The 11,933-nt window shown below is 63.3% G+C and carries 12 protein-coding genes; 8 read left to right on the plus strand and 4 right to left on the minus strand.

Annotated elements, in window-relative coordinates; translation table 11 throughout:
* Positions 1-36 precede the first annotated feature (36 nt).
* Positions 37-1,401: a 3-phosphoshikimate 1-carboxyvinyltransferase gene (gene aroA / locus BRC58_02305; protein PSP18959.1), complete on the plus strand. Its 1,365-nt coding sequence runs from the start codon at positions 37-39 to the stop codon at positions 1,399-1,401.
* Here aroA and BRC58_02310 read toward each other — a convergent pair.
* Together BRC58_02310 and BRC58_02315 are read right to left on the minus strand one after the other, a co-directional pair.
* Positions 1,379-1,684, minus strand: a complete 306-nt coding sequence (locus tag BRC58_02310) for an Asp-tRNA(Asn)/Glu-tRNA(Gln) amidotransferase GatCAB subunit C (GenBank protein PSP18947.1) — start codon at positions 1,682-1,684, stop codon at positions 1,379-1,381. The genes aroA and BRC58_02310 overlap by 23 nt on opposite strands.
* Before the next feature lie 16 nt (positions 1,685-1,700).
* Positions 1,701-2,222 carry a photosystem I assembly protein Ycf3 gene (locus BRC58_02315; protein ID PSP18960.1) on the minus strand — a complete coding sequence of 174 codons (522 nt, stop codon included), beginning with the start codon at positions 2,220-2,222 and terminating at the stop codon, positions 1,701-1,703.
* Positions 2,223-2,323: 101 nt separating this feature from the next.
* Here BRC58_02315 and BRC58_02320 point away from each other — a divergent pair, with 101 nt between their 5' ends.
* From BRC58_02320 to BRC58_02330, 3 genes are all read left to right on the plus strand, one after another.
* Entirely contained in the window at positions 2,324-4,666 is a 2,343-nt protein-coding gene (locus tag BRC58_02320; GenBank protein ID PSP18948.1) for a phosphoribosylformylglycinamidine synthase subunit PurL, read from the plus strand.
* A gap of 98 nt (positions 4,667-4,764) precedes the next feature.
* Entirely contained in the window at positions 4,765-6,231 is a 1,467-nt protein-coding gene (locus BRC58_02325; GenBank protein PSP18949.1) for an amidophosphoribosyltransferase, read from the plus strand.
* A gap of 84 nt (positions 6,232-6,315) precedes the next feature.
* Entirely contained in the window at positions 6,316-7,380 is a 1,065-nt protein-coding gene (locus BRC58_02330) for a hydroxyacid dehydrogenase (protein PSP18950.1), read from the plus strand.
* Between the two features lie 141 nt (positions 7,381-7,521).
* Here BRC58_02330 and BRC58_02335 read toward each other — a convergent pair whose 3' ends face one another.
* Together BRC58_02335 and BRC58_02340 are read right to left on the minus strand one after the other, a co-directional pair.
* On the minus strand, positions 7,522-7,953 hold the full coding sequence (locus BRC58_02335) for a hypothetical protein (protein ID PSP18951.1): 432 nt from the start codon (positions 7,951-7,953) through the stop codon (positions 7,522-7,524).
* 387 nt (positions 7,954-8,340) lie between these two features.
* Positions 8,341-8,970 (minus strand): hypothetical protein, encoded by a 630-nt coding sequence (locus tag BRC58_02340; GenBank protein ID PSP18952.1) that lies wholly within the window; start codon positions 8,968-8,970, stop codon positions 8,341-8,343.
* 377 nt (positions 8,971-9,347) lie between these two features.
* On the opposite strand from BRC58_02340, the gene BRC58_02345 reads away from it, so the two are divergent.
* The 4 genes from BRC58_02345 to BRC58_02360 form a co-directional block, all read left to right on the plus strand.
* Entirely contained in the window at positions 9,348-9,557 is a 210-nt protein-coding gene (locus tag BRC58_02345; GenBank protein PSP18953.1) for a DUF350 domain-containing protein, read from the plus strand.
* A 293-nt stretch (positions 9,558-9,850) separates the two neighbouring features.
* Positions 9,851-10,585, plus strand: a complete 735-nt coding sequence (locus tag BRC58_02350) for a hypothetical protein (protein ID PSP18954.1) — start codon at positions 9,851-9,853, stop codon at positions 10,583-10,585.
* A 24-nt stretch (positions 10,586-10,609) separates the two neighbouring features.
* Positions 10,610-10,843, plus strand: coding sequence for a hypothetical protein (locus BRC58_02355; protein PSP18955.1), 234 nt, complete (start codon positions 10,610-10,612; stop codon positions 10,841-10,843).
* 158 nt (positions 10,844-11,001) lie between these two features.
* A partial coding sequence (locus BRC58_02360) for a hypothetical protein (protein ID PSP18961.1) occupies positions 11,002-11,933 on the plus strand: 932 nt, incomplete at its 3' end.

Genomic DNA, 11,933 nt, shown 5'->3' on the forward strand with positions numbered 1-11,933 from the left:
TTTGGTAGAATGGCGCAGCTGCTGCCGGCGCTGCCCATGCCCGAGCCTACTGTTTCGCTGCAAGGGGACGAGCTCGCAATCCGCCCGCCGCCCGGCGGTCCCGCGCTCTCGGGAACCCTCCAAGTCGCAGGCGATAAATCCATCTCCCACCGCGCGCTCATGCTGGGTGCCATTGCCGAGGGCGAAACGCGCATCCGGGGCTTGCTGCTGGGCGAGGATCCGCGCAGTACCGCTCGCTGCTTTCGGGCCCTGGGGGCGACCATCGGCGAGCTCAACGCGACCGAGGTGGCCATCCAGGGCGTGGGGCTGGGCCAGCTGCAAGAGCCCGAGACAGTGCTGGATGCCGGCAACGCCGGGACGACCCTCCGCTTGATGCTGGGGCTGCTGGCCGCGCATCCGGAGCGCCTGTTTGTGGTCACCGGCGATCGCTCGCTGCGATCACGGCCCATGGACCGTGCCATCCAGCCCTTGCAGCAAATGGGCGCCTGCATTTGGGGGCGCCAGCACGATCGCTGCGCGCCGCTGGCCGTGCGCGGTCGTGTACTGCAACCGATCGGCTACCGCCTGCCGGTGGCCTCGGCCCAGCTCAAATCGTGCTTGCTGCTGGCCGGGTTGATGGCACCAGGAACAACGACGGCGATCGAGCCGGCGCAATCGCGCGATCATACCGAGCGCATGCTGCCCGCGTTTGGGGCCACCGTCGAGACCGATCCCGAGCGCGGCAGCGTCACGGTGGCCGGCCCAGCGCGCTTGCGCGGGCAGATGGTGGTCGTGCCGGGCGATATCAGCTCGGCGGCCTTTTGGCTGGTAGCCGGGGCCATCGTGCCCGGGGCCGACATCCGCATCGAGAACGTGGGCGTCAATCCCACTCGCACCGGCGTTCTGGAAGCCCTAGCGGCCATGGAGGCCCGGATTGAGCTGCAGAACCAGCGCACGGTGGCTGGCGAGCCGGTGGCCGAGGTGCGGGTGCGCCACAGCACCCTGCGCAGCTGCCGCATTGCCGGGGAGTGGATCCCGCGCGCGATCGACGAAATTCCGGTTTTGGCGGTCGCCGCGGCGTTCGCGCGCGGTACGACGGTCATTGCCGATGCCGCCGAGTTGCGGGTCAAAGAAAGCGATCGCCTCGCGGTCATGGCAGCGCAGCTCAACCGCATGGGCGCTCAGGTCAGCGAGCGCGCCGACGGCCTCGAAATTGCAGGTGGCCGCACGCTCGAGGGCGCGGAGCTCGATGCTTGCTCGGACCACCGCGTCGCCATGAGCCTGGCCGTTGCGGCCCTGGGCGCGCGCGGGGATACCCGCATCCGCGGGGCCGAGAGCATAGCCGTCTCCTACCCTGAGTTCGCCTCGCAGCTGCAGCAGCTGTGCGGCGGCGGCAGCGCTACTCCGGGTCCGCACTCATGATGCGCGGAACGCGGAAGTAGTCATCCTCGCGCTCGGGTGCCTGCTTCAACATGGCCTCCCGCTTGGGATGGGGGCGCAGCTCGTCTGGGCGCGTGACGTTGCTGACGGCAATCGCGCGGAAGGTGGGCGGCACCTCGCTGGTATCGAGCTCGCTCAGGCGCTCGAAGTAGGACAGGATACTGCTGAGCTGGCTGGCAGTGCGCTCCTCTTCTTCGGGCGCGAGCTCGAGCCGGGCCAAGCGGGCCACTTTGCGCACTTCATCGCGGCTGATGGCATTGGCCATGGGAAACGCCTCGCAGCTAAATCAGAACGTCAATCTCGGAGCGGCCGGTGGTTTTGAGCCAGTTCTGCGCCTCGATGTAGTTGTTGGGCGCGATGCGGATGGCCTCTTTCCAGTATTCAGCGGCTTTGTCAAAGTAGGCTTCGGCTTGCTCGCTGTCGCCGTCGGCTTGGGCTTGCTCGCCTTGCTGATGGTAGATGACGGCAACGTTGTTGAGAGCCTGGGGCAGCCGCGCATTGAGCTCGATGGCCTCGTGGTAGTAGCGCAGCGCCCGTTCGTACTCGCCGTTACTGGTGTGAATGAGCCCAATGTTGTAGAGCACGTAGCTGCGATCATAGGGATCCTCTTCCAGCTCCAGGGCCATGTTGTAGTTCTCCAGCGCCTCGGCGTACTCCCCATCCGATTGCGCCGACATGCCGTCGCGGTAGTAGGCAAAGGCCTCTTTGGACCGCTTCTGCGTGGGAAGCAGCTTGAGGATGGTATCGGCCAGGACGGTAAACGATTTGTCGATGAAATTATCGTTGCGCTGCGTGCGGGGCATGGCTCGCTCCTGGCACAGCTCCGACTGCTGTCCTCCAATCCTAGCTTGCCCGGGCTGCTGCTGGTCTAGAATTGGGGCCGTTGCCAGCGCCGCCACCCCTCATGTCCGCGATCGCCAGCGCCCCGTTCTCAGCCCAGGTCATTGCGGCTGAGGGGCTCAAGCCGCCGGAGTACGAAACCTTGGTGCAGGGCTTGGGCCGCCACCCTAACCGGGCCGAGTTGGGCATGTTCGGCGTCATGTGGTCCGAGCACTGCTGCTACAAAAACTCTCGCCCTTTGCTGGCGCAATTCCCCACCACCGGCGAGCGCATTGTGGTGGGACCGGGCGAGAACGCGGGGGTAGTCGATTTGGGCGATGGCCTGCAGCTGGCGCTGAAAGTGGAATCGCACAACCACCCCTCTGCCATTGAGCCCTACCAAGGGGCTGCCACGGGCGTGGGTGGCATCCTGCGCGACATCTTTACGCTAGGCGCCCGCCCGATCGCGTTGCTGGATTCGTTGCGCTTCGGCTCGCTCGAGGACGCTCGCGCCCGCCGCCTGTTTGCCGGCGTGGTTGAGGGCATCGCCGGCTACGGCAATAGTGTGGGCGTACCGACGGTAGGCGGCGAGGTCTATTTCGACCCAGCCTTTAGCGGCAACCCGCTGGTCAACGTCATGGCGCTGGGCCTGGTTGAGACTGAAGGGATTGTCCGGGCCGGCGCGTCCGGTATCGGCAACCCGGTCATCTATGCTGGGGCAACCACCGGCCGGGACGGCATGGGCGGGGCCAGCTTTGCCAGTGCCGAGCTGAGTGCCGATGCCAGCGACGATCACCCGGCCGTGCAAGTGGGCGATCCCTTCACCGAAAAAGCGCTGATCGAAGCCTGCCTGGAAGCGTTCCAGACAGGGGCTGTGGTCGCCGCCCAGGACATGGGCGCTGCCGGCCTCACCTGCTCGAGCGCCGAGATGGCGGCTAAAGGCAGGGTAGGCATCGAGCTGGATCTCGATCGCGTACCGGCGCGCGAGGCGGGCATGGGGGCCTACGAGTACCTGCTCTCGGAGTCCCAGGAGCGAATGCTGCTGGTCGCCCAGCAAGGGCGCGAAGCTGAGCTCACCGCCATTCTCCAGCGCTGGGGGCTTCACGCCACGGTCGCCGGCGCGGTCCTAGCTGAGCCGGTAGTCCGGGTTCGGTTCCAGGGGGGGGTTGCAGCTGAGGTCCCCGCGCGCGCCCTGACCGACGATGCGCCCACCTACCACCGCAGCAGCCCCAGCGAGCCGCCCGCCTACGCGCAAGCCGCCTGGCAGTGGCAGCCCCATGCCTTGCCACCGGCTACCCGGTCGGGGTTGGCCAACAATAGGGGCGAGCTGAGCTGGCGCCAGATCCTGCTGCAGCTGCTCGATGACCCCACCGTCGCCCCCAAGCGCTGGGTCTATCGCCAATACGACCACCAAGTCCAGAACAACACGGTCGCGCTCCCTGGGGCCGCCGATGCGGCCGTGCTGCGCGCGCGCCCGCAAGGGGCGGGCCAGCACATCAAGCGCGGCATTGCAGCCACCACGGATTGCAACGCGCGCTACGTCTATCTCGATCCCGAGGAAGGGGCCAAGGCCGCCGTTGCCGAGGCGGCACGCAACCTCAGCTGTGTAGGGGCCGACCCGCTGGCGGTGACCGACAATTTAAACTTCGGCAGCCCCGAGACCGAGGTGGGTTACTGGCAGCTTTCGGCCGCCTGCCGCGGCATTGCCATTGCCTGCCAGGCCCTAGAGACCCCCGTTGCTAGCGGCAACGTCTCGCTCTACAACGAAACCATCGACGCCCAGGGGACGCCGCAACCGGTTACCCCCACACCGGCCATCGGCATGGTGGGCTCGCTGCCGGATGTTACCCAGGCCTGCGGCAGCGGCTGGCAGGCCCCAGGCGATGCCATCTACTTGCTGGGAGACGGCGCTGGCGGCGTCACCTTGGGCGGCTCGCAGTACCTGGCCGCTGTTGGCGGTCAATGCACGGGCCGACCGCCGCGCGTGGACTTGGCGCTCGAGCGCCAAGTCCAGCAAGCCTGCCGCACGGGCATCCGGGCAGGCTACGTTCGCAGCGCCCACGACTGCGCCGAGGGGGGCTTGGCCGTCGCAGTGGCCGAAGCCTGCCTGGGCGGCGGGTTGGGGGCCGAGATCAATCTGGGGGCCCTGGAGGCGGACCGCAGCGAGTTGCGTTGGGACGCGTTGCTGTTTGGTGAGGCCGCCAGCCGGATTTTGGTGGCCGTCCCGCCCGAGCATCAGGCGGCGTGGGAGGCCGAGCTGGCGCAACAGCTGCCGCGAGCCTGGTACCGCCTGGGCGCGGTCTGCAGCGAACGGAGGGGCTTGCGGCTGCTCGCCGCCGATGGCGACGCCGTGCTGGACGCTAGCCTGGAGGTGCTGGCCCACGCGGCCGACAACGCGCTGGCGCGGCGCTTGCAGGAACCGCTTTGAGCGGGCCTGACTGGGCCGCTCCCAATTGTTAGGGTAAGGGTCGTTAAGCCCCAGTTAAAGCGCGCTGCCCACGGACTGCCCGCAAGGAAGCAAGCGTCATGTTGCCTGCTGCAGACGAGGGCGTGCCCCTCACCGCTCCGGACGCCGACCGGTTGAAGGACGCCTGCGGCGTCTTTGGCGCCTACGCCCCCGAGCAAGATGTGGCCCGGTTGAGCTATTTCGGGCTCTATGCCCTACAGCACCGGGGTCAGGAATCGGCTGGCATTGCCACCTTCGAGGGCGAGCGGGTCCACCTACACAAAGACATGGGCCTAGTAGCCCGGGTGTTTGATGAAGCCAGTTTGAACGAGCTGCCCGGGAGCGCCGCGATCGGCCATACGCGCTACTCCACCACCGGCTCCAGCCTGGTCGCCAACGCGCAACCCACCCTCGCGCACAGCCGCCTGGGGTCGCTGGCGCTGGCGCACAACGGCAACCTGGTTAACCCTGGCGAGCTGCAAGCGGCTCTCAAAGCCAGCCACTACGAGTTCGCCACCACCACGGACTCGGAGGCGATCGCGGTGGCCATTGCCCAAGAGGTAGACCGCGGCCAGGATTGGATCGCCGCGATCACCGCGGCCCTACAGCGCTGCAGCGGGGCGTACAGCTTAGCGATCGGGACCCCCACCGGCATTGCCGGGGTGCGCGATCCGCACGGCATCCGGCCGCTGGCGATCGGCACGTTGGGCGACAGTCCGCAGCGCTACGTTCTGGCCTCGGAGACGGCGGCGCTGGATCTCATCGGCGCCCGCTACCTGCGCGAGGTTGAGCCGGGGGAGCTGGTCTGGATCGATGAGTCCGGCCTAACGGCGTACCCCTTGGGCGATGCAGTCGAGCGCAAGCTCTGCATCTTCGAGATGATCTATTTCTCCCGGCCCGACAGCCTGGTCAACGGCGAAACCCTCTACAGCTATCGGGTGCGCTTGGGGCACCGCCTGGCGCGCGAGTCTCACATCGATGCCGATGTGGTCATTCCCGTTCCCGACTCGGGCGTGCCGGCCGCGATCGGCTTTGCCCAGACCTCGGGCATCCATTACGCCGAAGGGCTAATCAAAAACCGCTACGTGGGGCGCACCTTCATCCAGCCCACCCAAAGCATGCGCGAGGCCGGCATCCGGATGAAGCTCAACCCACTCAAAGATGTCCTGGCCGGCAAGCGCGTCATTATTGTCGATGATTCCATCGTGCGCGGCACGACCAGCGGCAAGATCGTCCAAGCCCTGCGCGACGCCGGCGCCGTTGAGGTCCACATGCGCATCTCCTCGCCACCGGTGACCCACCCGTGCTTTTACGGCATCGATACTGACAGTCAGGATCACCTCATTGCGGCAACCCAACCGGTGGATGAAATTGCCGATTCCATTGGGGCCGACTCGCTGGCCTACCTCAGCCTGGAGGGCATGCTGGAAGCAACCGGGCAAGATCCCAACCGCTTCTGTACGGCTTGCTTTACCGGGGACTATCCCATCCCCATCCCCGAGGCGCTGCAGCAGTCCAAACTCATCTTGGAGCGAAGCTCCTCCTAGGGCCTGCGGCAGCCACTCCTCACAGCGAAGGGACACGCCTTACGCTGGGATTGCCAATTTGTGTCTGCTCCCTAGGAGGCCACCATGCCCCAAGTCCGCGCTTACGGTGCCCAGTCGCCTACCGCCGAGCTGGCGCCGCTGATGATCGAGCGCCGGGCGCTGCGCCCCGATGACGTTGCGATCGCCATCCGCTATTGCGGCATCTGCCATACGGACATCCACTTCGTTCGCAATGATTGGGGCGGTACCGAGTACCCCATCGTGCCCGGTCACGAGATCGTCGGCCGCGTGACGGCAGTGGGCTCGCAAGTCAGCGCGTTTAGCGTCGGCGACACAGTCGGGGTAGGCTGCATGGTCGACTCTTGCCGCGAGTGTCGCGCCTGTCAGGATGGGCTAGAGCAGTACTGCCTCGAGGGCTGCGTGCTGACCTACAACGGCCACGACCGCCACGATGGCAGCCTCACCTATGGCGGTTATGCCGAGTCCATCGCGGTGAGCGAGCGTTTTGTGGTTCGCGTTCCAGACGGGCTCGATCCGGCCGCTGCAGCCCCCCTGTTGTGCGCCGGCATTACAACCTACTCGCCGCTCAAGCACTATGGCGTTCGGGCTGGCAGCCGCGTTGGCGTGGTTGGCATGGGCGGACTGGGCCACATGGGCATTAAGTTTGCCCGCGCTATGGGCGCGGAAGTTACGGTTTTCACGCGCTCCCAGGACAAAGTGACCGAAGCCCAGCGTCAGGGCGCCGACCGCGTTGTGGTCTCGAGCAACGAGCAGCAGATGGCCGAACTGGCGGGCCAGCTCGATTTCATCCTCGATACGGTCCCGGTCCAGCACGATCTGAACCCGTACCTCAAGGCGCTGACCTACGACGGCACCTACATCCTGGTGGGCTTGCTGGAACCCATCGATCCCCCACTGGATGCCGGCGCAATTGTAACCCAGCGGCGATCGCTAGCTGGTTCGCTCATCGGCGGCATGCCCGAGACTCAAGAGGTGCTCGATTTCTGCGCCGAGCACGGCATCGCTTGCAATATCGAGCGGCTCGACATTCGCAGCATCAACACAGCCTACGAACGGGTACAGCGTGGTGACGTCAAATACCGCTTTGTCATTGATATGGCTACGCTGACCGATGGGAGCAACGAATAGCCCCAGCAGTAGAGGGGGACCCCGCCAATAGCGGGGTCCCAATTGGGCAGCCCATGCACGACCGGTCGAGTCCAGGGTCGCTACAGGAGGTTTTCTCAATAGAGAGCGGACCTTGACCTGAACAAGGGCACGAATCGAGCGCTAGAGGGTCTGGCTGTAGGTTCGCAGTTTCTGGGCTGCTTGCAGGCCCGTTTGCGGACAGTTGGCAATTAAGCCGCGCACGAACGCTTCCGCGCGATCGCGATTGCCGTCGTTTTTATCCGTTGCAGCTAGCACCAGCCACGCTTGCCGATTGGGATCGCTGGTGTTTTGGCAAGTTTTTGCCCCGGTCGCGTAAAAGTCCTGTTGCGTCTCCAAGTTGCTGGGGACTTGCTGCCAGAGGGCAGTTGCCTCCTGCTGCGAGAGATCGGGGAAGCTTTGCTGAGTGCGTTGGTAGAGGGCCAAGGCTGCGCTGCTAGCGCCGCCGCCCTCGGAGGCCATTGTGGCAAGTGGGCCCACCTGACCGGTTGCCGCTAGGGCAGCAATTGAGCCCCAAACCGCAATCGTGCGCTTCCAGCGATTGTTATCCTTCATGCCGTCTCTCCAGCAGTTATCCCATGCCAGCCTACAGCCAGCCGTGCGCTTGTGGCAGCCAAGCAGCTGACTGCTAGCAGTGCTTCCTTTGTTCCCATCTTCGAGCCAAAGGCACTCTGGCACAACTGCCCAATGGCCTCATCCAGCCAGCGGAGGCAGTCCGTTTTGTAGGACTGGGTCCGTAGTTGGCATTAGCACTACCGAGTTGCGATCACCGAGCGGCGAGACGCCACGGCCGCTATAGTTGCGATCGACAAAGGCACGCTCAACCACCTACTCGTAGCTGATCGCATTTGGATGCATCGCCTTACTGGACAGGGGCCCACCTATCGAGCCCTGCCATTCCGTCAAGAGCAGCACCATGGCAGTCCGTGGATTGCCTATCAGCTACTCGCTTGGCTCCTCAAACAGCGCTGCCGCTAGTTCTAAAAAGCTCGGCCCCGCCTCGGGACTCTCCAGCACTAGGGCCAACCGCTCGTATCCGGTCCAGGTGAATACCACGCCGCCTTTCCCATCAGGCTCAAAATGCTGCGGCGCTTCCCCACCTAGCGCCTGCAGGACATCCAACCAAGCCCGCTCGAGCAGTTCCTCGCCTTCGGCCCTGGAAAACTCGGGGATAGCACCCCGTTCAAGCCGGTCCATAACGGCATCCGCTCGCTCGGACGGGAGCAGTGCTCCCAGCAGGTCCACCGACTGCAAGTAGGGATGCCGCGCGTGAAGGTAGGCCTCCAATAGCACGACATAGCTCGCCGCCCAAGCGTCCGAGCGCTTGCTGAGGGTGCGGCTCCCTCGCTGTACTAGCGCCTGGAAAAATGCTGGGACGCCCACCTGCGCTTCTAGCAGCTCGATGGGATCGGGCTCGATGACGGTACTGGCATAGCGCACGTACCAGTTCCAACCAGGGGGTGCCTGTCCGAGCAGATGCTCTCGTGCCTCCGGCGAGCACAGCAGGTGGCCTTCGCTGGCGGAGAAATCGTCGCCCGGCTCGAACCCAGCTTGCACGAGCTGGCAAGCCATCGAGGCGAGTAAGGACCGCGCACTGGGCATGCGATCACGCTTAGGCGGGACGGTACCCTCAAGCTAGCATCTGCCTGCCTACCCAGTTGCTGCAACGCAGCCCTCATACCAATTCTCGTGGCTTGTGCACTAGATTGCGACCTCCAAAACTTCCTCAATATGGGAGTCATATTTTTTGAAAAGCGTGCATCCACTGCTCAAATTGGTATCAAACCTATGCCACGGCAGCTCATTCCCATCTCGCGCGAGCGAGAGGAGGTTCTTAGCGGCAGCAGTTGGCTTGCAAGCCAGCCAATCGCCCAATTGCTGTCAGCTGCTGTCAGCAGGCCGCTGCTGTGCCAAAATAGGCGCGTTGTTTCCGATACCGAGTTGAGTTTATGTTGGATTTTCTTCAATCTGTTGGCATCAGTACAGGGTGGACGGTTATTGGCGTCCTGCTGCTGTTTGGATCGACGGTTCTGTTCGATCGCATTACACCACTCAACTATCGGCAAGAGATTCACAATGGCAACGTCGCTGCTGCGGTCGTGATTGCCGCAATTATTCTATCTATGGGCGCCATCGCAGTAGCCAATCTGGCTACCTAATCAGCAGCCTGAGATACCAAATATTATCTTTCATAATTGATGTCTGCTACAACTTACAAAACTTATCGTTTTATTGAGACAAGCTTAATTCTTTTTCCGATCTCGGCTGCTGCCATTCTGGCAACTTTCATACTGTCTTATTTGGGGCGACAGTCTTTGCTCTCCGAAACGGTGACTGCCCGCCCGATAGCCCGGCGAAACTAACGCTTCAGCGCGTTCCAGCCAATCGCCTCGGGGCGCTGCGCATTGACGTGCGCGCCCACGTTGCGAGCGACCGCTGGATCACTTACGAAGTGCAGCTGCGCGCGCGCGATGGCGACATCCTAGCTTCTGCCATCAAAAAAGGTTGGCATGAAACGGGCATTTGGCGCGAAGGCGGCGAGTCGGGGATGTGGGAAGAAAAGGATCTACGCGGCGGCTTTGATATAAAGCTAACTCAACAACAGGACATGCGACTGGCAATCGCCGTTCTTGACTACACCGATACGACTGGCGAACCAGTTGAAGAGAAAGCCAGATTTGATGTCACGGTCCGCAATGGTGTTATCGACACGCGCTACCTGTGGGCCGGTCTCGCTGGAACCGCTGCCTTGGGCGTGCTAGCCGCGATAGCCCTTAATTTTACCGGGAAGCGTATTATTAACGCCTCTGCAAACGATAGCGATGTCAGCGCTCGAGGAGTGGTAGGCGGTCGGAAGTCTTTGGTCAAAGTCAAAGTTGTCGTCCTAGCGGACGAAAATGCACCGGGCGTGTTGCAGGTGCATCTCAACATTCGCGATCGCAACGGCGAGCTGGTCCAACAGGAGAGGCTCTCGGTCCTACTCAGATGGTTGAGAGAGGACGGCGAAATCCAAGGTGGGCGCGGGATCGCTCGGTATTTTGTGCTACTCGAGCCCCGGGATTCCTACGGTTTCTACGTTGAAACTGTCCCCGATGGTCCCGTCGATCGCGTCACGCTATTTGTCGACGATGGAGTGCGGACCCTAACGCCTATTGAGGTCCACCATCTGACAACCTCCGCAGCTTGAGCGGTGAAACGCTAGGGAAAAGCCATGCTAGTTCGCCTGTTTGCAATTGCAGCCCTAGCCATCTCCGTTACCACGGTGTGGTTTGCCTGCACTGCCCGCTCGGCGCTGACGCTGCGCCAGGAGGGTGGCGATACGACCTATTGGCCGCGCCACGGAACCTATCCTTCAGGGTACTACCAAGGCGGTACCTGGATTATGCCCTCCAACCGCGCCCAATACCGCGGGTTTCGGGGTGGCGGTCCGGGCGCCGGCAAGTAACGGCTGAGGACCCCATACTGCGCTCGTGAACGATGCCACACCGCCAACGCTGAACCGCTCGCAGCGCAACCTCTTATACCAATTCTCGTGGCTTGTGCACTAGATTTTGCCCCTCGAAACTCCCTCAATATGGGAGTCATGTTCTGTAGTAAGCGTGCATCCGCTGCTCAAATTGGTATAACCAGCAGCAGTCGCGGCTGCTGACGCGCTTTGTCCAGATCGAGCTCGCGATAGGGCCCCTGAGCGCGTTGCTCCCGCTGGGACTCTTCGCCCTTTTCGTCGCCGATGGCTATCTTTGGCTCGGCCTGGCCCTGGTCACGCTCGTCCTAGGCACGCTCGCGGGATTGGAGGTGCCGCTGCTAACGCGCGCGTTGGAGCAGGAGCGGGGCGTTCGCAACGCCATTGCCGGCGTGCTGGCGCTCGACTACCTGGGGGCCTTGATTGGGTCGCTGGCCTTTCCGCTGGTGTTGCTTCCACTGCTGGGGTTTTTTCCAGCTGCTGCCCTTATCGGCGCCTTGCCGGCTGGCATGGTGTTTTTATTGGGGCGATCACTGGTCGTGCTGCGGCAGTGGCGCTTCTGGGGGCTGGGTTTAAGTCTGGGCCTATGCCTGCTGGCCCCGCTGACCGTTCCCATCGGCAACGCGTTGGAGAGCAACCTGTACGATGCGCCCATCATCTCGCGCACTCAGTCCGAGTACCAGCGCATAGTCCTGACGCGCCAGCAGCACGACGTTCGCCTGTTTCTGGATGGTGACCTGCAACTGTCCACTACCGACGAGCACCGCTACCACGAAGTGTTCGTCCATCCCGCCTTACAAGCAGTTCCAAGCCCCAAACGCATTCTGATTTTAGGCGGCGGTGACGGCATGGCCCTGCGCGAGGTTTTGAAATGGAAGACCGTGGAAGAAGCCGTCGTCCTCGAACTCGATCCCGCCGTGGTGGCGCTAGCCAGCCAGCACCCGCTGCTAGCGCGCGCCAATGGGAATGCCTTTAGAGTGCCTAACAAAACTGGTAGGGATGAGGAGGGAGAGCTCCGGTCTATGCCATGGCCAAACCGCTCGTACCCAACGAACTCTGGGCCGAAATCGAG

The organism is Cyanobacteria bacterium QS_8_64_29 (assembly GCA_003022125.1).
Taxonomy (GTDB): domain Bacteria; phylum Cyanobacteriota; class Cyanobacteriia; order Cyanobacteriales; family Rubidibacteraceae; genus QS-8-64-29.

Bases quoted from the DNA above. Each gene is read 5' to 3' on its own strand.
- aroA (PSP18959.1), top strand. From the start codon at position 37: ATGCCCGAGCCTACTGTTTCGCTGCAAGGGGACGAGCTCGCAATCCGC.
- BRC58_02330 (PSP18950.1), top strand. From the start codon at position 6,316: ATGCCCCAAGTCCGCGCTTACGGTGCCCAGTCGCCTACCGCCGAGCTG.
- BRC58_02320 (PSP18948.1), top strand. From the start codon at position 2,324: ATGTCCGCGATCGCCAGCGCCCCGTTCTCAGCCCAGGTCATTGCGGCT.
- BRC58_02325 (PSP18949.1), top strand. From the start codon at position 4,765: ATGTTGCCTGCTGCAGACGAGGGCGTGCCCCTCACCGCTCCGGACGCC.
- BRC58_02340 (PSP18952.1), bottom strand. From the start codon at position 8,970: ATGGCTTGCCAGCTCGTGCAAGCTGGGTTCGAGCCGGGCGACGATTTC.
- BRC58_02355 (PSP18955.1), top strand. From the start codon at position 10,610: ATGCTAGTTCGCCTGTTTGCAATTGCAGCCCTAGCCATCTCCGTTACC.
- BRC58_02345 (PSP18953.1), top strand. From the start codon at position 9,348: ATGTTGGATTTTCTTCAATCTGTTGGCATCAGTACAGGGTGGACGGTT.
- BRC58_02315 (PSP18960.1), bottom strand. From the start codon at position 2,222: ATGCCCCGCACGCAGCGCAACGATAATTTCATCGACAAATCGTTTACC.
- BRC58_02310 (PSP18947.1), bottom strand. From the start codon at position 1,684: ATGGCCAATGCCATCAGCCGCGATGAAGTGCGCAAAGTGGCCCGCTTG.
- BRC58_02335 (PSP18951.1), bottom strand. From the start codon at position 7,953: ATGAAGGATAACAATCGCTGGAAGCGCACGATTGCGGTTTGGGGCTCA.